The organism is uncultured Capnocytophaga sp. (genome assembly GCF_938029845.1).
Taxonomy (GTDB): Bacteria; Bacteroidota; Bacteroidia; order Flavobacteriales; family Flavobacteriaceae; genus Capnocytophaga.
In genome coordinates this window covers 1-21,525 of sequence record NZ_CALHGG010000066.1, presented here as the reverse complement: position 1 = coordinate 21,525, position 21,525 = coordinate 1, and the positions used below count along the sequence as shown (strand labels likewise).

Below are 21,525 nucleotides of genomic sequence, written 5' to 3'. Positions count from 1 at the left end.
TGCTATTGTGAGCCATTTCCATTAACCATTTATATTATAATAGATGCTTACGAACCAACCTGCCAGAATTAATTTTGCTTCCACTAAGCATGTGCCTGACTATCCTGACTTTTTGGATATTCAGGTAAAGTCGTTTCAGGACTTTTTCCAGATGGAGACCAAGTCGGATGCGCGAAGCAATGAAGGGCTGTACAGTACCTTCAAGGAGAATTTTCCTATTACCGACACACGGAATCAGTTTGTCCTTGAGTTCCTTGACTACTTCATAGATCCGCCTCGCTATTCAGTAGAGGAGTGTATAGAACGTGGTCTTACTTATAGCGTACCCCTAAAGGCACGCCTAAAATTATTCTGTACGGATCCTGAGCATGAGGACTTTGAGACCATAGTGCAGGATGTATATTTGGGAACTATTCCTTATATGACTACCAGTGGTACCTTCGTGATCAATGGGGCTGAGCGTGTAATTGTTTCTCAGCTACACCGTTCCCCAGGGGTATTCTTTGGACAGTCTTACCATGCAAATGGAACAAAGCTCTATTCGGCACGTATTATCCCTTTCAAGGGGTCATGGATAGAGTTCACCACGGACATCAATAACGTGATGTACGCCTATATAGACCGTAAGAAGAAACTTCCTGTAACGACTCTTTTCCGCGCTATTGGTTTTGAGCGCGATAAGGATATCTTGGAGATATTTGATTTGGCAGAAGAGGTAAAAGTATCTAAGACAGGACTTAAGAAATATTTGGGTCGCCGCTTGGCTGCTCGTGTACTCAATACATGGCATGAGGACTTCGTGGATGAGGATACAGGAGAAGTGGTATCCATAGAACGTAATGAAATTATCCTAGACCGTGATACGGTTTTGGAAAAGGAACATATAGATCAGATTGTAGAGGCCAATGTAAAAACCATCCTCCTACACAAGGAAGATGAGCATACAGTGGATTACAATATCATATACAACACTTTGCAAAAAGACCCTACCAACTCCGAAAAGGAAGCGGTAGAACACATTTATCGCCAATTGCGTAATGCAGAACCGCCCGATGAGGAAACAGCACGTGATATCATAGATAAGCTCTTCTTCTCTGACCAACGTTATAACTTGGGCGATGTAGGGCGCTATCGTATGAACAAGAAATTGTCCTTGGACATTCCTATGGAAAAGCAAGTGCTTACCAAGGAAGATATCATCACGATTGTGAAGTACCTTATAGAGCTTATTAACTCTAAGGCGGAGGTAGATGATATAGACCACCTTTCCAATCGTAGGGTACGTACAGTAGGGGAGCAGCTATCCGCACAATTTGGCGTGGGACTTTCTCGTATGGCACGTACTATACGTGAGCGTATGAACGTACGTGATAATGAGGTGTTTACCCCATTGGATTTGATCAATGCTAAGACACTTTCTTCAGTGATTAACTCCTTCTTCGGAACCAGTCAGTTGTCCCAATTCATGGATCAGACCAATCCGCTTGCTGAAATCACTCACAAGCGTAGGCTTTCTGCTCTTGGACCTGGAGGTCTATCGAGAGAGCGTGCAGGCTTTGAGGTACGTGACGTACACTATACACACTATGGTCGTCTCTGTCCTATTGAGACTCCAGAAGGGCCAAACATCGGGCTTATCTCTTCATTGGCTGTATATGCGAAGGTCAATTCCATGGGATTCATAGAAACTCCTTACCGCAAGGTAGAAAATGGAAAGATAAAACTCAACGAACTCATCTACATGAGTGCGGAAGAAGAGGAAGGTCTTAAGATTCCTCAGGCAAATATCAATGTAGATGACCAAGGAAATATCCTTGATGAGCGCTTGGTAGTAAAAGAAGATGGAGACTTCCCTGTAATATCTCGTGAGGAAGTAGATTATATAGACGTGGCACCGAACCAGATAGCCTCTATCTCGGCTTCACTTATTCCATTCTTGGAACACGATGACGCGAACCGTGCGCTGATGGGATCCAACATGATGCGCCAAGCAGTACCGCTCTTGCGCCCTGAGGCTCCTATCGTAGGTACAGGTTTGGAACAACGTGTAGCTACCGACTCTCGTGTGCTTATGAATGCCGAAAGAGAAGGTACCGTAGAATATGTAGATGCTAATAAGATCATTATCCGTTATGATAGAACGGAGGACGAAATCCTCGTATCTTTCGATAGTGAACTGACCACATACGACCTTATTAAGTTCCGCCGTACGAACCAAGGAACTTGTATCAACCTAAAACCGATTGTTCGCAAAGGAGATAGGGTGAAAAAAGGACAAGTACTCTGTGAGGGATATGCTACCCAAAATGGAGAATTGGCCTTGGGTCGCAATATGAAAGTAGCCTTCATGCCATGGAAGGGATACAACTTTGAGGATGCGATTGTAATCTCCGAGCGTGTAATCCGTGAGGATATTTTCACCTCTATCCATATAGATGAATATACCCTTGATGTACGTGATACTAAGCTTGGGGTAGAGGAGCTTACTAACGATATTCCTAACGTATCGGAAGATGCTACCAAAGACCTTGATGAAAATGGTATTGTACGTATCGGGGCTAATATCAAGCCAGGAGATATCCTTATTGGTAAGGTAACTCCTAAGGGAGAAAGTGACCCAACTCCAGAAGAAAAACTGCTTCGTGCTATCTTCGGGGATAAGGCAGGAGACGTAAAAGATGCTTCTTTGAAAGCCTCTCCATCACTTGAAGGGGTGGTTATCGGCAAGAAACTTTTTGCTCGTGCGGTGAAAACTAAACAAAAACGCAGCAAAGAGAAAGACGAAGCTGCTGCCCTTGATGCTGCTTTCGTAGCTAAAGCAGAGGAGCTTAAAGACCGCTTGCTTGAGAAACTCTTCTACTTGGTTAATGGAAAAACTTCTCAAGGGGTATTCAATGACCTTGGAGAAGAAATCATACCTAAAGGAAGAAAACATACCCAAAAGGGACTTAAAGAAATAGAAGACTATACACACCTTGTATCAGGAGGTTGGACTACTGATGATCATACCAATGAACTCATCAATGACCTTATCCACAACTATAAGATTAAGCTCAACGACCTACAAGGAATGCTCCGACGTGAGAAATTTACCCTATCGGTAGGGGATGAACTTCCTGCTGGTATTATGAAATTGGCTAAGATATACATTGCCAAGAAGCGTAAGCTCAAGGTTGGGGATAAGATGGCAGGACGTCACGGAAACAAGGGTATCGTAGCACGTATTGTACGTGATGAGGATATGCCATTCTTGGAAGACGGAACACCTGTGGATATAGTACTTAACCCACTTGGGGTACCTTCACGTATGAACATCGGTCAGATATATGAGACTGTACTAGGTTGGGCAGGACAAAAGCTCGGCTTGAAGTTTGCTACTCCTATCTTTGACGGAGCTTCTTTGGAACAAATCACTGAATATACAGAGAAAGCCGGTGTACCAGCCTTTGGACATACTTACTTATATGACGGAGGTACAGGAGAGCGTTTTGACCAGAAAGCAACCGTAGGGGTGATCTATATGATTAAGCTTGGTCACATGATCGATGATAAGATGCACGCGCGTTCTATCGGACCTTACTCACTCATTACACAACAACCATTGGGTGGTAAAGCACAATTCGGTGGTCAGCGTTTTGGAGAGATGGAGGTATGGGCATTGGAAGCCTATGGGGCATCAAGCACCTTGCGCGAAATCTTGACTGTGAAGTCCGACGACGTGATCGGTCGTGCACGTACCTATGAGGCGATCGTTCATGGTGATACTATGCCAGAACCAGGCTTGCCAGAGTCCTTCAACGTACTTATGCATGAGCTTAAGGGATTAGGCTTGGATATAAGATTAGAAGAATAGGGCGAATAGCCTCACATACTCGCCTATGCGACTTTGTTCTTACAGAAATTCCAAACTACTGAGTATTCAATAGTTTGGAATTTTTTTTAAAACAAAAATACAAATATGAGACTATATGTATGGCTGCTTATGGTGGCTTTTTTTAACAATGGGATACAAGCACAAGAGGTGGTGCAAGATACCATAGTACATAATAAGATGGTACAAGATACCATAGTACATGGAGAAATGATGCGAGATACATTGCCACAGGGGCATATCCCTATCCGTCGCCCCTATATACGCCCTTGGCCGCTGGTGATTCCTGCTGCCCTGATAGCCAGAGGCGCTTTGTCCATAGATTCACGATTTGACCACAAATTGCAGCGCTATGTAACTGATAATGTAAAAGGGAAACTACGTATAGATGACCACTTGCAATATTTGCCCATAGCTGGGGTATTTGCTTTGCCCAATTTGGGTATGGAACCCGCCCACAACCTCAAAGAGCGTGTACTGATAGGGGCGACAGCTTATGCAATGACGGCTGTTTTTGTCAATTCCTTGAAATACTCCATAAGACAGCTTAGACCCGATAATAGTGCTCATAATTCGTTTCCTTCGGGGCATACCGCTACGGTCTTTACAGGGGTGGAGATGCTTTACCAAGAGTACAAGCACAGCGAGCCATGGGTAGGTATTACGGGCTATGTAGTGGCTACAGGAGTGGGGCTCTTGCGTATCTATAACAATAGGCACTGGGCATCGGATGTGGTGGCAGGTGCAGGTATTGGTATCCTCTCCACCAAGCTCTCCTATTTGCTTTTCCCGTATACCTCCAAGCTCTTACAAAGCAAAAAAGAGAGGATAGCGCGGGGCGCTTCCTCTCTGCATATGTTGGCTTTCCCTACCTACGATGCTAAAACACAAGGTGTAGGGATGGGGGTCGTTGTTTCCTTTTAATTCTTTAAGATATCCAATTTTCCTTGTGCTTTGAGCAAACCAATCTCTGCTAATTTGTAAGAAAGTAGCGCATTGGTATAGCTGTTTTTAGCATCGGAAAGGGCGCGTTCGGACTCCAATAGGTCAGTAAGGGAAGCTAGTCCCTGTTGATAGTTATTTTGGGTATTGGAGAGCACTTCTTGGGCGAGCTTTACGTTTTCTTCTTGAGTTTGTATCGTTAGTAAGTTGTTAGCCAATTGGGTTTGTGCATTCTCCTGAGCTAGGTCCATTGCTAAGCGCGTGTCCTTAAGGGTAGCGTCAATAGCCTCAATCTCTATCAAGGCTTGTTGTACTTTGGCACGGGTGCCCAGACCAGTGAAGATAGGAATGTTGAGTCCTAAGCTAATGGCAGAATAATCAGCCCAATATACTTTGTCTTTCTTTCCATAGAAAATAGGAGCCTTAGGACCCATGCCTAGGTAGCCATAAGAGGCTTGTAGGGCGAGGGACGGATAGAGTCCACCATGAGTAGCTTTGGCACTTAGTGTAAGGAGTTCCTTTTGTTTTTCAAGCACTTTTATCTCTGTACGGTTGGAAGCATCTCCTTTTTCAAAAGCCAAGCGATAATCCGCTTTGAAAGCATCTTTGGGCAGAGAAATAGGCTCGGTGATAGGCATACCCATGAGATACTTGAGCGCATGCTTAGCTAAGTCAAGTCCGCTAGAGGCTTGTTGCTTGGCCGATTTGAGGTTGTTCAGCGCTACAGTCACGCGGTCAAGGTCTATTTTTTTTGCCAGACCAGCCTTGAAAGAGCCTTCTACTACTTGGGCAGTTTTTTCAGTTAGGGCGAGGTTTTCTTCTATATTTTGCAAGGCTTGTTGCCCCTGATATACCTGCCAATAAGCCTGAGCTACTTTCTCAATAATTTCGTTTTGGGTGAGTTGTTCGTTGATGAGGTAGAACTCACGAGTAGTACGAGCCGCCTTAAGCCCTATAAATACCGCCTGATTGAAGATTACTTGAGTGAGCTTCACCTCGGCAGTAGAAGACCATTTTTGTCCCATTTCCATTTTCAGCGGTTCGTCAGGTACAGGCATACCAGGGATGGCGAAAGTACTGGGATCTATATAAGTAGCCTGCAATTTAGGATTGTAGGTTAGGGAACCTGAAGCGGAGATGGTAGGCAGCGCATTGGCACGTGCCTCTTGGATTTTGTATTCACTTTTTTTGATTTCTAAGCGTGCTTTTAGAGCATCGGCCTTGCTCTTGAGGGCATAATCAATAGCCTGAGAGAGAGAGATTTCACTCCCTGCTTGTTGCGCCCAAAGAGTTGTAGAAGCGCAAAGGGTGAGTATTGAGATAAAAATACGAATCATCTTTTTTAATTGTTAATTATTAATTCTTACAGCGTTTAAGGGTTATAAGGTTTTTAGCTTGATAGTTGCTGACATCTGACCACTAATTACTGATTACTAACCACTAACCACTAATTACTGACTACTGTTCCTTTATTTTTTTGAGAGTTTTTTCGAGTTCTTGGAGTCCTTTTTCATTGACAATGATTCTAAAGAAATACTCCATAATGGTATATACGGTATCCCAAAAAGGGAATTCTTTTTCATCAAAAGTATCACTGAAAGTACGCATGCGCTGTACATTGGTGTAAAAGACTTTATAAAAAGATACATTGATATCCTCTCTGAAAAGGCCTTCTTCCCAGCCTTTTTCCAACAGTTTGTCGATGAAAAGCGCATCGGACTTGGTAAATTCTATGTCCATACGCTCATAGGTTTTAGGGAAATATTTCTTGAGCTCCCAGATAGGTTTGGAACTACTGAGGTTAAACAGATTTTCTACTTCTTTCTGATTACGAAATACATTTTCAATCACAGACCCTTTACCAGAGACGAATTTATCTATTTGGTAACAGCTCATTTCCAAGGCATAGTCCAAGGCAGCCTCTACCAGTTCGTTTTTGGAGGCGAACTGCTCATAAAGGGTTTTTTTGGAGATGCCAAGGCTATTGGCCAAGTTGTCCATAGTAAAGGTTTTGAAACCATACTGTAAGAAATAGTTGAGAGCCTTTTGAGTAATGTCTTTTTTCATTTTAAAGGTAAAAGTAAAAAGTAAAGCCAGAGAGTGCTCATAACTAGGGATGTGGTAAGAGAATAGAACAATTCCCTCCTTATTACTCTTTGTTCTTCACTTCTTTTTTCGGGGGCAAAGGTAAAACAAAAAAACTTAATAAACAAAAAAAGTTTCCAAGTTTTTTAATTGGTGACGAATGACAAGTAGCAAGTTTCATAGTTCTAAATTACTAACCGCTAATCCCTGAAATTATTTTTTTGAATTCTGGGTTGAATTTGGATTCATTGCGATACTGTTGTAATAACCGATAAACAGAGGGGGCAGAACGTTGTAATAGGCAGGCAGTGTCCTCTACAGAATAGCCCTTTTGGATGGCTAAGGCGGTCAAAAGTAAGCGGGCATATATCCACTGTGTTGCACGCTTGGGTTGGACAATTTCCTCAAGGGAAAGTCCTGTAGCCTTATTGACTTGTGCTAATATTTCCGTAAGAACAGCAGGGCTGGTCGCTCTTTTTCTTTTGGTATAGGGTGCATTGTAGGTGAATTTGCCTCCTAATGCCTTGACAGAGGCACAGAGGGTTTCTAGAGTTTGGTTATCCTCCATTTGGAGGACGTTTTCAGGTAGGGAAATGAGAAGCATTTTTTTAGTGAATAGTTAATGGTTAATGGTTAGTGGTTAGTGGTTAGTTGATTATTTTTGAGTTGCAAAATTACAACAATAAAGTAATAAAATCAAGAAAATTAACAAATAAGTGATGAGTGATTGGTGAAGAGAGCGGAAAGAGTAGTTAAGGGGATACTTGGGACTTGAGATGTGAAGAAAGAAAAAGTAAGGGCTATCGGTGAAACCGATAGCCCTTGTTTTATGTTTTTGCCTAAATATTAGAATTTGGCAGAGAATAATTTAGGATTGATGTTGAGGCTGCACCAGAGCCAGTCTTGTTGCTTGCGTACTTCTAAGTTGAGGTTGCGGAGCTTTTTGTAACTTCCAGAGGTAATAAATAGAGAGTAGCCTGCTTGTAGAGAAACATATTGTTGGATTTTGTGGGTGTAAACTAAGTCACCTTCTACGCCTAAGTGACGAGTTTTGTTATCTTTATCACCAACAATTTTTCCTGCAGAGCGGAAATAGTGCCCAGTAGCGGAGAGGTTACCCTTATCAGAAGTTTTAAGTGTAAGGTTTAAGTAAGGGTTTAAGAGACCTACACTTGGGCTATAACTTACATAGAAGTGATCCATGAAGCCATAGAACTTATGGTTGGTACCGGAGAAAGGATTGAAAGCCTTGTCTTTGGTAGCGGTAGGGTTATTGGTATCATTACCACTTAGATAATCCAAGCCGAGGGTAGCAGAGAAAGCAGGAGTGAATTGGTAACCTACGAGAGCAGCCAATAGGAATGCTTCTTTGTCCTTACCTGCTGCACTTTTACCTGTTTGTAGGTATGCTTCAGCACCATAGCGTAGTGCATCAGACTTACCACGGTAGTGGAAACCGATAGTTTGCATGTTGTAATCAATGTCATTATTGGAGCTATTGCGTTGTCCAAGGTTGGCTACAAGGAAAGAAAGTCCTTGGGTAGGAGCAAAGTCGTAATGTGCATGTACCGCTTCCAAGTGTTGGTAAGGTTGTGTACCAGGAGCTATATAAAAGTATTGTCCTTTAGGATTATTAACGTTTCCGTTTAGACTAGAAGCATTTCCATCAAAGTAGTTCTGGTTAAAGGCGAAGAAAGAACGAAGGGTGAGTTTGTCGTTTTTCCAATTGATATTTATCGCATCATGTGCACGACCAGCAGGGTGCCAATCAAGAGATCCGAAGATACGGTCTTCGTCGAGGATGATCATTTGTCTACCTATTTTGATATTCAATTCTTCGTAGATAGGTAGGGCAGCGTATGCTTCGAATACAGAGAGCCCTCCAGTGCGGTCGTTGAGTTGTACTTGAGGAGCTTGTCCCCAGATGTTTACATTCTGTAAGGAAACGAATAGCTGCAATTGGTTATCATGGTGGTAGTCAAGATTCAGACGAGTGCGGTTGTTGATCAAGATAGCAGGTTTCTCTCCTTCTTGTAGGGGAATATAGGCGCCGTTTCGGTATTCAAAACGTGGGCGAAGTTGGGCAGAAAGCGTAAAGGAGTTTTCTGGGGTATTCTCCTCCTCCTGAGCTTGTACTACCGATGGGAGTGCTGCCAAGAATAAGGCAGATAAGATAACTTTTTTCATGTGTTTTATTTATTAAGTTCAGTTGATTAGTTATTGGTAGTTAGTGATTTACTAATGACTGACCGCTGTTTTTTATTTTTCTTTAGAGAGGGTGAAATCCTGCATTTTCAGAGGAATCTGCTCAGGATCGGTGCTATTCTGCTTGAAAGCAGCTTGTTCGGAAGAGATATACCCCTTAGCGGAGGCTTGTAAGAGATAGCTGTTTCTTACGTCCAATACAACCGTATAGGTGCCATACTGGTCACAGGTATAGGTGTTTTCCTGTCCAGTGGTAAGGTTCTTAAGTGAAATAACTGCCTCTGGGATAATCACATGTGTCTTCTTATCAATTACGGTACCTGATACTCGATAGGTGTATTGTTGAATTGTTTTTGGTAGTGGAAAAGATATCTCTTTAGGAAATATAGAAGCCGCATGGGAGGCTAAACTGTATAAAAACAAGGCTATTATATAGCCGATAGAGGTGGTTTTCATAATTAGTAATTTGTTATTTATTCTCACAAAAGTACAAAAACTTTTAGAAGTTTATGTATAAAAATCGTTAATTGTATTTTTTTTAACAATTCTATACATAGTAGTTAAAAAAGTCATAAATATTTAACATGATTTTTTATTGTATAAATTATTACTTCTCGGTATAAAATCGCTTGACTTTGGGTTCTAAAATGTTGTAATTTTGCAACGTTAAACAAACAAAAAGTTTTAATATTATATATCATGAATCAAGAAGAAATCCTTAGTTTGCTTACAGAGAAATTTCCTCAACTAACTGAAGCGCACCTAACTCCATTGGCTAGTTCCTTAGCGGCACAAAAGCCAGATAATCATCAGGGGCAGGCGTTGATAGCGAAGCTTACGCTAGATCAGATAAAAGATTTTGTTCCTGCGGAGGCATTTGCTACGGAAACGGTTGCCAGCACAGAAGGGACGGGGCTTGCTCCCTCCTTGGAGCGACTTATTCAAGAACGTGTAAATAGTGTGGTACAGTCGCTTGAGCAGCGCTTAAGCAAGTTCGAAACGGCACAGAGTCAGCAACAGCGTTACAGCCAGCTTCAAGAGGTGCTTAGTAGCTGTGAAGACCATAACTTTCGCGATCAGAGTCTCAAGGACTTTAGGCGTATGCAGTTTGCCTCTCAGGATGATTTTTCTCAGTATTTACAACAAAAGCAACAAGATGTACAACAGGCTAATCAGTTTTTGTCCAATCGTAATCTTTCTTTACAACATCCTCCTTACTACACTCAAGAATCTCCTCAGGGTACTGTGTCCTCCTCAGTGGCGACTTTTATCCAACTACAACAGGGAGAAAACCAACCGTTTAAAGGAAAACAAATATAGTGACTAGTGACTAGTGACGAATGACAAATTTGTTAAGACGCAATTTATTGCGTCTCTACGATTAGGAATTATCTTAGCCAGCGCATGTGTAGAGGTGCCATTTATTGCGTCTTAGACAGTTAGTCAATAACATTTTAATCATTGATTCACATCATTAACAATTAATAATAAACAATTAAAAATGATTCATATTACACCAGCGGTTCCTACCTCGGGACTATTTATGCACACCTTGGCCGACCTAACAGGCGGCGTAACAATCTCCTCAGAACACTTAGGCGGGGCTTACCTATATGCAGGTACGCCCATTGGTAAGGGCAGTGATGGCTGCTATGAGGTGGAGAAAATTGCCCTTACCCTATATGTAACTCCAGTATCGTCCAAGGAGCTGAAAGTAGCCAAAGGGCATCATTTTCTTGCGGGCGACTACATAGCGGCGGATATGGCTGATGGACAGAAAATAGCTTCTGTCAACAAACAAAATGCTGAATATGATATTCTTACCTTAGAGCAGTCTTTTGCGGTGGAGATTCCTAAGGATGCCCCTCTGTTTGCCACGGAAGGTAATAACAAAATTCCGAAGGTATCTCCTATGGCTTTGATTGCCCATACGGCTCTTGTTCCCCATGGAGGTGACTTGTATTGTGGAGCATGGCTTATCTGTGTGGTCAAGGAAGAACGATCCCAACCCATAGCCAAGACACTTAGGGAACAACTTAGGCTTATAAGCTTTATTTAGTGACAAATGACAAATGACTCAAAACTCAAAATTCAAAACTAACATGATAAATTCTTCTCTTATGGTGGGTCTGAATCAGGCCGACTTGCAAGCTGTTGTAAATAGTTACAACCTTGAACAATATTATTACCCAACCTTGTTTCCGCTAAGGGAGACCTCTACACTTTCTTGGCGTATGCTTGAGGCACAAGCAGGGCTAAAAGTGGCGGCCGATATAGTAGCCCGTGGGGCATCGGTACCTGCAAAAGTGCGTAAGAACCTAGCCAAACTCCAAGGGGATATTCCCAAACTCTCCATCATGCGAGAGAAAAACGAAGACGAGCTTACCGAGTATGACCTCATGGTGGCTACTGCAGGGCAAAACCCTGATATGCTTTCCTTGGTACAGTTCTGGGCAGATGATACCAAATACTGTTGGCATGGGATAGCTGCCCGTGCTGAATGGATTGCGTTACAACAAATCTCCTTGGGGAAATTTTCCCTAGATCCGGAGAACAACTTTTCAGTAGTTAGCCAATATGAGATGGACTACCAAATTCCTAAGGAGCAGAAGGTAGGGGTAGAGGCCTCTTACAATGGCACGGCGGGCAGGCCCCTATCTAAGGACTTTCCTAGAGCTATACGATTGGGACAACAAAGACATGGGGTGAGCTACAAGTATGCCTTTATGAATGTGGATACCTTCCTCAAGTTTGCCTCCCAAGAGGAGGTAGGTAAGCGTTGTATGCCTTATGCTATAGGTACTTCCCAAGCCGATGCGCCCGACCTTAGTACGGTGAATGCTTATTTGGCAAAACATGCCGAGACCTATCGCGGATTACAGATTATTGTGATAGACCAAGAAATCACCTTGCAGTTGGCCTCAGGAGAGCATAAAACACAGAATCCTTTTGCTGATGATGTGATTCTCTTTTCCGAGAGTAAGGTATTGGGTAACACCTATTGGAAAACCCCAATAGATGTGAAGATGCCGTCCTCCAGTGCTCTTAAAGCGCTACATGGACATACCCTTATCAAAAAATATTCCCAAGAGTCACCCGTAAAGGAAGTCACTGAGGGTATCGCCAATCTATTTCCTGCATGGAACTTAGCTGCTCGCTCACTACTTATGCAAGTGAATAACAATTCTTGGAATAAAAACTAGAGAGACCAAAGACTAGTGACTAACAACTAATAACTAACAACCAATGACTAATCTTGAATACTTGACATTGAGCCTATCTCCTATGGGAATAGAGCCACAGACAATAGAGTTGCTCCTGCATAAGGGGCAGCTCTCCCCAACGGGAGATCTAGAGATAGAACGCTGTGATAGGGCTATCTATCGTTATTTTTCGCTTGTGCTTGCCTCCACTTCGCAGAAGCGTGCTGAAGGCACTTTTTCACAGAGTTGGGACTTGCAAGCCATAGAGGCTTATTACACAGCTCTATGCTACGAGCTAGGGGAGAAGAATGTACTCTTTCCCTCCCATTCACCTAAACTAAGAAGCAGAGCAGAAATATGGTGATGAGCCGATGAGTCAATGAGTCAATGAGCCAATGAGCTGATGAGCCAATGAGCTAATGAGTCAATGAGTTAATCGGCAAATTGACAAATCGACAAATCGACAAATCGACAAATCAGCAAATTGACAAATTGACAAATCAGCAAATCGACCAATTAACATGAAGTATCCTCATTATCTTTTTGTGATGACTACTTCCCAGCCACAGCGGCGGAGTGATGGTACTTGGACTGAGACAACCGTAACTCCTGTTTTTCTCTGTCGTTCTAGGGAGGAGGTCAATAGCAAGGGACAGGAAGTACCCTTGGCTAATAGCTTATATCACCATGTCCAAAAGGGCAATGCCTCGTTTCACCGATTTGCCTCCGTTATTTACTTTCCCCAAGGGGTAGATCGCCTACCTGTGGGAGCACAAATCCTTGTGAGTGATGACCCCGAAGGCAAAAAGGTACGTGTGGTAGGCATCGTCCAGAAATGCGACATAGGACAATTTCATTCCCGATTGTGGATATGATAAACAACTATCTAAATACTTAAAAACGAATATGATAACTTTTGATGTAGAAGCCCATTTGTATCAGCTGCTTGCCCAATATGATATCAAAAATCGCTTAGGGCTTAGTGGAGACATCTACTTAGGAAACGATCGTCCTCAGGACTCTTACAAAGAAGATATTGTTGTGCAATGCCTTGAGTGTCAGTTTCCCAAGGATAGAGAGCCTACGGTGCAGGAGCGAGCCACTACGGGGGTGGCGCAGGTTCTTATCTATGTGCCTGATGTGTATGTGTATAAGGGGGTGCAAGGCACCCAATACATCTCGGCTCGCTATCGCTTGCGATTTGTGGTTTCGGAGGTCATCACAGCCATTCGTGCCTCTTGGCAAGGACCTAAGCCACACCTGATGATCCTCAAGCAAACCCTTACCCCACTGCCCGAAATACGCCAACATGTAGCGACAATTGTAGTGGGAATCTAAGAAAGAGAAAAAATGAATACTTTTAAAGAAAAATACCTTCCCTATGCGCTTGAGAGTGAGCGGAAGACCGGGATTTCGGCAGTTTTTATACTTGCCCAAGCAGCCTTGGAGACAGGTTGGGGGAAGTATGCTCCAGGGAATATGTTTTTTGGAGTGAAAGCCACTAAGACAACACCTCCAGAGAAAAAACAACTGTTAAGAACCAAGGAGGTATTGACCTGCCCAACTCCTACTAAGGAAGGACTATTTCCAGAGATCATCAGTATTACCAAGCGAGCAGATGGCAAATATCTGTATATTGTGCGTGATTGGTTTAAGAAGTATGACAGCCCAGAAGAGTCCTTTACCGACCATGCGCTCCTGCTGAGCCAGCATCCACGTTACCAAAAAGCAATGCGTTACAAGAGTGACCCTTATCGCTTTGCCGAAGAGATAGCCGCCGCAGGTTATGCTACTGATCCACAATACGCTCACAAGCTTAAAATAATTATTGATCAACTTTCTTAACCCATCATTTATGAAGCCTATATTCTTTTTTGCTTTGCTCCTGCTTTTGGGAGCTTGCAAGACCACTCACCGAGATACCCAAAGTGTCATGCAAGTGCAGCAATATGATAGCCTTGCCCAGTATAGCCAACGGCAGCATATCCAAAACCTTACCCTTGACCAATGGCAAGAAGTGGAATGGGGGCTGGACAGTACTATACCATGCCCTACTGACACCTTATCTCCTGTGCCTTGTCCCTCTATACCCACGCTCCTGCAAGTGAAGCAGGGCAAGACGCACAAAATACTCATGCGCGCCCCTCATCTTTCCTTAAAGCTCAAGAAGGCTACCCAACAGACCTCCCAAGAAGAGCAGCAAACCCAAGATCAGCGGCAGGAGCAGCACCAAGTACTACAACAGCACCATTTTCATAAGCAGGAGCGAGAGACTACCCAACAGCTTTTGTGGAAACTTTTCTGGGTCGTAGTCATAGGAGTGATGGTAACATTCATAGCGAAGAGCGAAAAGTGAAGAGTGAAAAGCAAAGCCAGCGAATACTTGGAGCTGGGTATGTGGGTGAATAGTGAGAAACGAAGAGTGAAAAGTGAAAAGTAAAGCCAGCGAATACTTGGAGTTGGGTATGTGGGTGAAAAGTCATTAGTCACTAATCACTGGTCATTAATAATTTGTTGTTTATCATTATTTCATTATCTTTGCCCCTATAATCATAAGCATTGGATATTTGTACTCATTGCTTTTATCTTATTGAATATGAAGTATTTATTATTTTTTGTACCCTTTTTAGGGTTGGCTCAATCCATAGATTTGAGTCTTACATTGAAGCCCAAGCAACCCTATAAGTTTACAGTTGTTTCAGAAGTGTCGTCCAAGCAACGTTTGGATAATTTAGATGTAGAAGCCAAGGCGGTGAGTACTACCCGTCTTAGTATTACCCCAAGCAGGGAAGAGAAGCAGATATATCCTATAACATTGCGTTATGAGGAGGCTCTTTTGCAGTTGGAAACCAATGTACAAGGCAAGCCCATGCCTTTGGAGAAGATTCCTGAATACACCAATGAAGCCGCTAAGGAGCTTTGCAATCAGCCATTCAAGGGAGAGCTGAGTGTTAAGGGGAAAATAGTGAAGTTAGATCCCGTAAAGCCGCTTATGGAACGTGCAATGAAGCAGCTAGATAAGAAGCATGCTAAGGAAAATCCTTTGACTTCCTTTGAGAAACAGCAGGTACAAGCACAGCTGGAAGCTGCTTTTGCCGAGACTACATTGCAGTCCAATCTCTCCAATGTGCTCTCTGTCTTACCACGCCAAAGGGTAGCCGTGGGGGATCAGTGGGAGATTTCCTCTTTCCTCTCCAAAGAGATGGATGTAAATGTGAAAACTCAATATACCTTACAGGAGGTGACTCCAGAGAGTATTTATATTCGTGGAAAAGCTCTGATAGCAACCAATCATGAGAAAGTCATCTTGCAACAAGGGCAATATGTGTTTTTCACCATGAATGGAGCGATAGACATAGAAATATGGCTTGATCCCACTACCAAATGGATACAAAAAGCCACTGCCAAGCAGACCCTTTCAGGAGAAACAGAAGTAGAGGGCGACCTCTCTCACCAAAAAGGAAAGATAATCCCCTTTGAGAGTAAATCAGTTATAGAAGTCAGAGGGCAGTAGTCAGTGGACAGTAGTCAGTAGACAGAAGACAGTAGGCAGAAGACAGTGATTGATCTATCATTATTAATAACTTTTTTTTAACGCGCTAATCGAGAAAAAAATAATAATTTAGCGTCCTGAAACGACATGCAAAGAAAAATACTAAATTATGAGTGTTGATATTAGTCAAATCAATGAAAAAATAGAGCGTGAAAGTGTATTTGTAGAGACCCTTACTGCGGAGATGTCCAAGGTTATTATAGGGCAACGCCATATGGTAGATGCCTTACTTATAGGTCTATTAGGGCAAGGGCATATCCTTTTGGAAGGGGTGCCAGGGCTGGCTAAAACCCTTTCTATCAATACTCTTGCCAAAGCGGTACATGGTTCTTTTAGCCGTATACAATTTACCCCTGACTTACTTCCTGCCGATGTAATAGGTACAATGACCTACAATGTGAAGCAGAACGAGTTTGCTATCAAGAAGGGGCCTATTTTTGCTAATTTTGTTTTAGCCGACGAAATCAACCGTGCACCAGCCAAGGTGCAATCAGCCTTATTGGAAGCCATGCAGGAAAAGCAAGTAACCATAGGGGATACGACTTTTTCTCTTGACAAGCCTTTCCTTGTAATGGCCACACAGAACCCAGTGGAACAGGAGGGTACTTATCCACTGCCTGAAGCTCAGGTAGATAGGTTTATGCTCAAGGTAGTGATAGACTATCCTAAGCTACAAGAAGAGCAGCAGATTATGCATAACAACCTAAAAGGTACCCAACCTCAGGTGAATCAGGTGATAAGTTTGGATCAGATCCTACACGCTCAGCAAGTAGCTTATGAGGTATATATGGATGAGAAAATAGAGAAGTATATACTTGACATTATCTTTGCTACTCGTTATCCAGAAAAATATCAGTTGGCTGAGCTTAGTCCGCTTATACAGTTTGGTGCTTCTCCTCGTGGTAGTATCAGTTTGGCAGTAGCTGCTAAGTGTCATGCTTTCATACATCACCGTGGTTATGTGATTCCTGAGGATGTACGTTCGGTAATCTTCGATGTGTTACGTCATCGTATCGGTATTACCTACGAAGCAGAAGCAGAGAATATAACTTCTGTAGATATTATCAATAAGATTATCAACACTGTGGAGGTTCCTTAGAAAATAAAAATAAGGGCTTTAAGTGATAAAGCAGATGAATGGAAGGCTTGATCTCAAAGAAGTTAGCTTCAAAATACTGAACAAGGAAAAGCATAGACTGGCTAACAGAAAGAGGTAGCTGTAAAGAATAAATGTAAGAAAAATCCCCGAAATATCATATTTCGGGGATTTTTTAAGATGTATTTTGCTTACCAGTTCTAATCTTTGAACTTTTTCATTTTTAGAATTTGCTCTTCATTGTTTATTATTTCTTTTTAAATATCAAATTTATCAAAAATAAAATAACAATAGCTCCAATAGCTCCAGTCAAGATAGAACCAATCCAACCTTCTCCAAGTGAGATGTTAAACACACTCAAAAGCCAATACCCGACGCCGCTTCCGAGAATACCAATAATGATATTCCCAATAAGACCTAATCCACTACCTTTGTAGATAGTTCCTCCTAGCCATCCAGCGATGGCTCCAATAATAAGTGTTGCAATAATACCCATAAATTTAAATATTAAACTAGAGTACAAAGATAAGAATTTTTTTTAGATATTCACTGATTTCTTTTCTGCAAAAAATGTTGAGTCTGTTCCCGTTTTTCAAAATCAATTGATATGTAACTAAATAGACATCTCAATAAAATTATTATTCAATTTTCTTAATCTTATTATTTTACAATCCTTTCCTAAGCTAAATTTAGATTTTAGAATATCAATTTCTTTTTATATTGGTAAATTCTGAAAAATAGCAAAATAAAAAATGCCATTGGAATAAGTATACCTATTGGGATAACACCTATCATAGGGTTATCCGAAAAAGACTTTAAAAGAATATAACTATATAAAAATAAAACAAGAATATCAATTATTAATAAAAATATAAAACTTATCTTTTTAGTTATAAGAAGTTGAATAATAGGTGCTATGACATAAAAAATAAATAGTGCAAAATAAAGAGCAAACAATAAAATACCATCCCAACTTTCATAGCAAAGAAGAAAAATATCATATGTATCTATTGTTATATATTTATCATAATCTTCAAAATTAAAATATATCTGCTTAGTCCAATATCCTTCAGAAAAAAATAATTTTTCTTCCCAATAAACTCTGAAAATTACTATGTCAGTAGCTAATATATGCAACAATAGAATAAAAACAGCTAAGAATATTAAATTATGTTTTAAATTATTATTGATATTGAACTTCATTAAAGTTTATTTTAATTTTTTTAATAAAAAATATTGAGTCTATTCCCATTTTTCAAAATCAATTGATATGTAACAAGATAGACGCCCGAGGAATATTTATTCGTTTTTATCTTCTCCTTTTTTACTTGATTTAAGTCTCAGTAGGGAGGCGTTTAGCTCGAAGCCTAATAGGAGAATAGTAGCGTTGAGCCATATATATAATAGGAAAATAAGTAGTGCCCCTATGGAACCATAGAGTTGGTTATATTGGGCAAAGTGTTCGATATAGATCCCAAAGCCATAGGTAGTTAGGATAAAGAGGACTAAGGTGAGGAAGGAACCCGCTGAGAAAAAGCGCATACCCTTTTCAGTAGAACCAAAATGAAAGAGAATAGAAACCGATAGGTAGGTTACAAAAATAAAGAATATTTTCTTTATCAAGGGGAAAAGATAGAGATCACCTTCGAAAAACTCAAAGATACGCATACCCTTAATATACTCAAAAGCTAACCAGAGAATTACCGAAAAGAGGATGAGTACTACCAGAAGCATCGCCACTCCCATGGAGATAAAGTACTGCCGTAGTACCCCACGGGTGTTCTTTACATGGTAGGAGTTCTCAAAACCTCCAAACACCGCATTGATACCATTGGTAGTAAGGAAGATAGAAAGTACAAATACAGTGGAGAGCAAGCCCGCACGTTTTTTGCCTGCGATGTCCATAAAGATATCTTCAAAAAAACGGTGTGTCCCTGGGGGAAGTAGGTTGTCCAGGAATACCCAGAAATCTTGTTGGAAATCATCAATAGGAATATAGGGAATAAGGTTTAAGACTACTAGTAGAAAAGGGAAGATTGCTACGAAAAAGCTATAAGAGATAGCACTTGCTCTATAAGTAAGGGCACCTCTTACAATACCTATTGTATAGAGTTCCAATAGGTCATAGAGGGAAAATTGTTGTCCCTTACCCAAAGGGATACACTTAAGAAAAGCAATCAGCTTATTCAGTAGGGGAATACGGTCAATGAGTGCCTCAGTCTCCTTATTCATAAATATTTGTATTGGTTTAGTATAGATACAAGAAAGCCCTTACAGAGGTAAAACCTCTGTAAGAGTAGACTTTTGCAGCATAGGAGTTCTTAGGCTGTTTGTTCCTGTTTTTGAGCTTTTTTAGCAGCACGGTTTTCTTTGAAGCGCTCAATAGCAGCACCAAATACCCAATAAGGAACTACATAGGTAAGCAAGAAAATCATGAGCCAAAATCCCATAGTAGCAATTCCTAAGAAAGCCAAGAAACCTAAGTATTCTTGAAAAGTAAAATCTACTTGCATGTTGTTGTTTTTTTCTGTGGCAAAGATACAACGTTTTTTCCAAATGACAAAAGAAAAATGTTGATTTGTCAATGAGTCAATGAGCTGATGAGCCAATTAGTCAATGAGACGATGAGTCAATTAGTTAATGAGATAATCGGCAAATCGGCAAATCGGCAAATTGACAAATCGGCAAATCGGCAAATCGGCAAATTGACAAATCGACAAATTGACAAATCGGCAAATTGACAAATTGACAAATTGACTTATAGAAAAAATAAATGGAAGAAGTAGGGGGAGAATACAAAAAAGTATGTATATTTGTGGCAAATTTCAAACGAATGTCAAAAGGTGTTCTTTTGGTCAATTTAGGCTCGCCTAACTCTACTTCTGTTAAGGATGTACGAACGTATTTGGATGAGTTCCTAATGGATCCACGGGTGATAGATTTGCCATACTTGAGTCGCGCTTTGCTAGTCAAAGGCATTATCTTGCGTACCCGACCTAAAAAATCAGCAGCTGCTTATGAAAAAGTATGGACTAAGGAGGGTTCTCCTCTTATTATTCATACTCGTAACCTTACCCAAAAGGTACAATCCCAATTAGATATCCCTGTACAGATGGCCATGCGCTATGGGAATCCCTCTATAGCTTCGGCTATTGAGGTGCTTTCCCAAAAGGGAGTCACTGAGATTCTGTTGGTACCTCTTTATCCGCAGTATGCCATGTCCACAGTCGAGACTATTTCGGTATTAGCACATAAGATTATCAAGAAAAAGTATCCTCATATCACCCTTTCGGAGTTACCCCCTTTCTATAACCAACCAGAGTATATTGAGGTATTGGCGACCTCTATCAAGCAGTATTATAAGGAAGGTGAATATCTGCTTTTCTCCTATCATGGAATTCCCGAAAGACATATTTATAAGTCCGATGTGACTCGTGAACATTGCCAGATCAACGATATTTGCTGCAATACACTCTCTCCAGCTCATCAGTATTGTTATAGGCATCAGTCCTATGCTCTTACACAGGCTGTAGCCAATATGCTACAACTTCCCCAAGACAGCTATGGCACCTCCTTCCAATCTCGCTTAGGGCGTGACCCATGGTTACAACCCTATACCGATGCTACCTTAGAACAACTTGCCCAGAGAGGTGTGAAGAAATTAGCCATTGTAACTCCTGCTTTTGTGGCCGACTGTTTGGAGACCTTGGAGGAGATTGCTATGGAAGGTAAAGAAACCTTTTTGGAACATGGAGGAGAGAGCTATAACTGCATACCTTGCCTAAATGACCGTGATGATTGGTCAAAAACCCTTTCCGATTGGATTAAAAAATGGCAAAAATAACATAGTTATTAACAAAGAATCACCAATTGTGTATAATTTCTCTTGAGAGGTGAAATCACTTCCTATTTTCTTAATAAAAACCTTTTTATGTATAACATAAAAGGTTTTATTTGTTAATAAAACATCAATGTGAGTATGATAAGGCAGTTAATAACTTAGTTAATAACCCTATTTTCAGGCTCTTTTTACTCCTAGGTTAGGGGGATTATTTGGGAGATTATAAAATAATTACTACTTTTGTACCGTCAAAAAAACCTAATTAAGATAAAAAAATGATTATTGTAATGTTAAGCAAAACTAATTAATTATGAGAAAAAAATTACACACACTATTAGCGTTGTTGCTACTCTCAGCAGCAACCCTTGCTGTAAGTTGCAACAAGGACAACAAAGATCCTGATTTTGGAGGCTCTAGTGGTGAAGGAGAAACCACTAATACCATAGGAAATACACAACCTTCAGATAATACAGCTAAGTATTATTATAATAAGACTTCTGGTACACTCTATAAGCGTGCGGGGAACAATTGGATTCCAATAGGTTCTTTAGTTGGTTTTAAGAGTGGAAATACAGTTTATTCAAATAGCAAGGCGCCTGTTCCGAGTTTTGGAAAGGAGGGGGACTATTTTGTAAATAGTACTAATGATAAAGTGTATCAAAAGAGTGGAGGAGTTTGGCGTGAAATCGCAATAGAAGACGAAATTGTTATCCGTGATCCTAACTTTAA

The 21,525-nt window shown here is 41.1% G+C and carries 23 protein-coding genes; 14 read left to right on the top strand and 9 right to left on the bottom strand.

The features are described 5' to 3' along the window. The first annotated feature begins 43 nt into the window (after positions 1-43). Positions 44-3,853 carry a DNA-directed RNA polymerase subunit beta gene (gene rpoB / locus Q0625_RS04570; RefSeq protein WP_298823837.1) on the top strand — a complete coding sequence of 1,270 codons (3,810 nt, stop codon included), beginning with the start codon at positions 44-46 and terminating at the stop codon, positions 3,851-3,853. 105 nt (positions 3,854-3,958) lie between these two features. Then, the gene (locus Q0625_RS04565) at positions 3,959-4,795 is read left to right on the top strand and encodes a phosphatase PAP2 family protein (protein WP_298823835.1); all 837 of its coding nucleotides are present in this window, start codon (positions 3,959-3,961) and stop codon (positions 4,793-4,795) included. On the opposite strand, the gene Q0625_RS04560 is transcribed toward Q0625_RS04565, so the two are convergent. The 5 genes from Q0625_RS04560 to Q0625_RS04540 all read right to left on the bottom strand — a co-directional run bounded on the left by Q0625_RS04560 (position 4,792) and on the right by Q0625_RS04540 (position 9,559). Further along, positions 4,792-6,150 carry a TolC family protein gene (locus Q0625_RS04560; RefSeq protein ID WP_298823833.1) on the bottom strand — a complete coding sequence of 453 codons (1,359 nt, stop codon included), beginning with the start codon at positions 6,148-6,150 and terminating at the stop codon, positions 4,792-4,794. The genes Q0625_RS04565 and Q0625_RS04560 overlap by 4 nt on opposite strands. Positions 6,151-6,271: 121 nt before the next feature. Next, a complete protein-coding gene (locus tag Q0625_RS04555) occupies positions 6,272-6,880 on the bottom strand; it encodes a TetR/AcrR family transcriptional regulator (RefSeq protein WP_298823830.1) in 609 nt (202 codons plus the stop codon). 211 nt (positions 6,881-7,091) lie between these two features. Continuing rightward, the gene (locus tag Q0625_RS04550; RefSeq protein ID WP_298823828.1) at positions 7,092-7,502 is read right to left on the bottom strand and encodes a helix-turn-helix domain-containing protein; all 411 of its coding nucleotides are present in this window, start codon (positions 7,500-7,502) and stop codon (positions 7,092-7,094) included. A gap of 242 nt (positions 7,503-7,744) precedes the next feature. Then, a complete protein-coding gene (locus Q0625_RS04545) occupies positions 7,745-9,085 on the bottom strand; it encodes an alginate export family protein (RefSeq protein ID WP_298823827.1) in 1,341 nt (446 codons plus the stop codon). Positions 9,086-9,157: 72 nt separating this feature from the next. Continuing rightward, the gene (locus Q0625_RS04540) at positions 9,158-9,559 is read right to left on the bottom strand and encodes a carboxypeptidase-like regulatory domain-containing protein (RefSeq protein ID WP_298823825.1); all 402 of its coding nucleotides are present in this window, start codon (positions 9,557-9,559) and stop codon (positions 9,158-9,160) included. A 243-nt stretch (positions 9,560-9,802) separates the two neighbouring features. Between Q0625_RS04540 and Q0625_RS04535 the strand changes: the two genes are divergently transcribed. The 10 genes from Q0625_RS04535 to Q0625_RS04490 all read left to right on the top strand — a co-directional run bounded on the left by Q0625_RS04535 (position 9,803) and on the right by Q0625_RS04490 (position 16,958). Next, complete coding sequence (locus Q0625_RS04535; RefSeq protein ID WP_298823822.1) at positions 9,803-10,423, top strand: hypothetical protein; 621 nt, start codon at positions 9,803-9,805, stop codon at positions 10,421-10,423. Between the two features lie 181 nt (positions 10,424-10,604). Further along, entirely contained in the window at positions 10,605-11,162 is a 558-nt protein-coding gene (locus Q0625_RS04530; RefSeq protein WP_298823820.1) for a hypothetical protein, read from the top strand. Positions 11,163-11,205: 43 nt separating this feature from the next. Continuing rightward, entirely contained in the window at positions 11,206-12,306 is a 1,101-nt protein-coding gene (locus Q0625_RS04525) for a major capsid protein (protein WP_298823817.1), read from the top strand. Positions 12,307-12,349: 43 nt separating this feature from the next. Beyond that, positions 12,350-12,670: a DUF6706 family protein gene (locus Q0625_RS04520; protein WP_298823815.1), complete on the top strand. Its 321-nt coding sequence runs from the start codon at positions 12,350-12,352 to the stop codon at positions 12,668-12,670. A gap of 157 nt (positions 12,671-12,827) precedes the next feature. Then, positions 12,828-13,181: a hypothetical protein gene (locus Q0625_RS04515; protein WP_298823813.1), complete on the top strand. Its 354-nt coding sequence runs from the start codon at positions 12,828-12,830 to the stop codon at positions 13,179-13,181. A gap of 31 nt (positions 13,182-13,212) precedes the next feature. After that, a complete protein-coding gene (locus Q0625_RS04510; RefSeq protein WP_298823811.1) occupies positions 13,213-13,644 on the top strand; it encodes a hypothetical protein in 432 nt (143 codons plus the stop codon). A gap of 12 nt (positions 13,645-13,656) precedes the next feature. Next, positions 13,657-14,151 (top strand): glucosaminidase domain-containing protein, encoded by a 495-nt coding sequence (locus tag Q0625_RS04505; RefSeq protein WP_298823809.1) that lies wholly within the window; start codon positions 13,657-13,659, stop codon positions 14,149-14,151. Positions 14,152-14,161: 10 nt separating this feature from the next. Further along, a complete protein-coding gene (locus tag Q0625_RS04500) occupies positions 14,162-14,662 on the top strand; it encodes a hypothetical protein (RefSeq protein WP_298823807.1) in 501 nt (166 codons plus the stop codon). 240 nt (positions 14,663-14,902) lie between these two features. Next, positions 14,903-15,820: a DUF6263 family protein gene (locus tag Q0625_RS04495; RefSeq protein ID WP_298823805.1), complete on the top strand. Its 918-nt coding sequence runs from the start codon at positions 14,903-14,905 to the stop codon at positions 15,818-15,820. A gap of 148 nt (positions 15,821-15,968) precedes the next feature. Beyond that, positions 15,969-16,958, top strand: a complete 990-nt coding sequence (locus Q0625_RS04490) for a MoxR family ATPase (RefSeq protein WP_298823803.1) — start codon at positions 15,969-15,971, stop codon at positions 16,956-16,958. Between the two features lie 244 nt (positions 16,959-17,202). On the opposite strand, the gene Q0625_RS04485 is transcribed toward Q0625_RS04490, so the two are convergent. The 4 genes from Q0625_RS04485 to Q0625_RS04470 form a co-directional block, all read right to left on the bottom strand. Then, positions 17,203-17,451 (bottom strand): GlsB/YeaQ/YmgE family stress response membrane protein, encoded by a 249-nt coding sequence (locus Q0625_RS04485; protein WP_298823801.1) that lies wholly within the window; start codon positions 17,449-17,451, stop codon positions 17,203-17,205. Positions 17,452-17,651: 200 nt separating this feature from the next. Beyond that, entirely contained in the window at positions 17,652-18,158 is a 507-nt protein-coding gene (locus Q0625_RS04480; RefSeq protein WP_298823800.1) for a hypothetical protein, read from the bottom strand. Between the two features lie 96 nt (positions 18,159-18,254). Next, entirely contained in the window at positions 18,255-19,187 is a 933-nt protein-coding gene (locus tag Q0625_RS04475) for a YihY/virulence factor BrkB family protein (protein ID WP_298823799.1), read from the bottom strand. Between the two features lie 89 nt (positions 19,188-19,276). Next, the gene (locus Q0625_RS04470; protein WP_298823798.1) at positions 19,277-19,468 is read right to left on the bottom strand and encodes a hypothetical protein; all 192 of its coding nucleotides are present in this window, start codon (positions 19,466-19,468) and stop codon (positions 19,277-19,279) included. 320 nt (positions 19,469-19,788) lie between these two features. Between Q0625_RS04470 and hemH the strand changes: the two genes are divergently transcribed. Together hemH and Q0625_RS04460 are read left to right on the top strand one after the other, a co-directional pair. Then, positions 19,789-20,799, top strand: coding sequence for a ferrochelatase (gene hemH / locus Q0625_RS04465; protein WP_298823882.1), 1,011 nt, complete (start codon positions 19,789-19,791; stop codon positions 20,797-20,799). A gap of 307 nt (positions 20,800-21,106) precedes the next feature. Continuing rightward, positions 21,107-21,525, top strand: a 419-nt coding sequence (locus Q0625_RS04460; protein ID WP_298823797.1) for a hypothetical protein, incomplete at its 3' end; no start/stop codon positions are given.

Coding starts and splice junctions, on each gene's coding strand:
- rpoB (WP_298823837.1), top strand. CDS start 44: ATGCTTACGAACCAACCTGCCAGAATTAATTTTGCTTCCACTAAGCAT.
- Q0625_RS04565 (WP_298823835.1), top strand. CDS start 3,959: ATGAGACTATATGTATGGCTGCTTATGGTGGCTTTTTTTAACAATGGG.
- Q0625_RS04560 (WP_298823833.1), bottom strand. CDS start 6,150: ATGATTCGTATTTTTATCTCAATACTCACCCTTTGCGCTTCTACAACT.
- Q0625_RS04555 (WP_298823830.1), bottom strand. CDS start 6,880: ATGAAAAAAGACATTACTCAAAAGGCTCTCAACTATTTCTTACAGTAT.
- Q0625_RS04550 (WP_298823828.1), bottom strand. CDS start 7,502: ATGCTTCTCATTTCCCTACCTGAAAACGTCCTCCAAATGGAGGATAAC.
- Q0625_RS04545 (WP_298823827.1), bottom strand. CDS start 9,085: ATGAAAAAAGTTATCTTATCTGCCTTATTCTTGGCAGCACTCCCATCG.
- Q0625_RS04540 (WP_298823825.1), bottom strand. CDS start 9,559: ATGAAAACCACCTCTATCGGCTATATAATAGCCTTGTTTTTATACAGT.
- Q0625_RS04535 (WP_298823822.1), top strand. CDS start 9,803: ATGAATCAAGAAGAAATCCTTAGTTTGCTTACAGAGAAATTTCCTCAA.
- Q0625_RS04530 (WP_298823820.1), top strand. CDS start 10,605: ATGATTCATATTACACCAGCGGTTCCTACCTCGGGACTATTTATGCAC.
- Q0625_RS04525 (WP_298823817.1), top strand. CDS start 11,206: ATGATAAATTCTTCTCTTATGGTGGGTCTGAATCAGGCCGACTTGCAA.
- Q0625_RS04520 (WP_298823815.1), top strand. CDS start 12,350: ATGACTAATCTTGAATACTTGACATTGAGCCTATCTCCTATGGGAATA.
- Q0625_RS04515 (WP_298823813.1), top strand. CDS start 12,828: ATGAAGTATCCTCATTATCTTTTTGTGATGACTACTTCCCAGCCACAG.
- Q0625_RS04510 (WP_298823811.1), top strand. CDS start 13,213: ATGATAACTTTTGATGTAGAAGCCCATTTGTATCAGCTGCTTGCCCAA.
- Q0625_RS04505 (WP_298823809.1), top strand. CDS start 13,657: ATGAATACTTTTAAAGAAAAATACCTTCCCTATGCGCTTGAGAGTGAG.
- Q0625_RS04500 (WP_298823807.1), top strand. CDS start 14,162: ATGAAGCCTATATTCTTTTTTGCTTTGCTCCTGCTTTTGGGAGCTTGC.
- Q0625_RS04495 (WP_298823805.1), top strand. CDS start 14,903: ATGAAGTATTTATTATTTTTTGTACCCTTTTTAGGGTTGGCTCAATCC.
- Q0625_RS04490 (WP_298823803.1), top strand. CDS start 15,969: ATGAGTGTTGATATTAGTCAAATCAATGAAAAAATAGAGCGTGAAAGT.
- Q0625_RS04485 (WP_298823801.1), bottom strand. CDS start 17,451: ATGGGTATTATTGCAACACTTATTATTGGAGCCATCGCTGGATGGCTA.
- Q0625_RS04480 (WP_298823800.1), bottom strand. CDS start 18,158: ATGAAGTTCAATATCAATAATAATTTAAAACATAATTTAATATTCTTA.
- Q0625_RS04475 (WP_298823799.1), bottom strand. CDS start 19,187: ATGAATAAGGAGACTGAGGCACTCATTGACCGTATTCCCCTACTGAAT.
- Q0625_RS04470 (WP_298823798.1), bottom strand. CDS start 19,468: ATGCAAGTAGATTTTACTTTTCAAGAATACTTAGGTTTCTTGGCTTTC.
- hemH (WP_298823882.1), top strand. CDS start 19,789: ATGTCAAAAGGTGTTCTTTTGGTCAATTTAGGCTCGCCTAACTCTACT.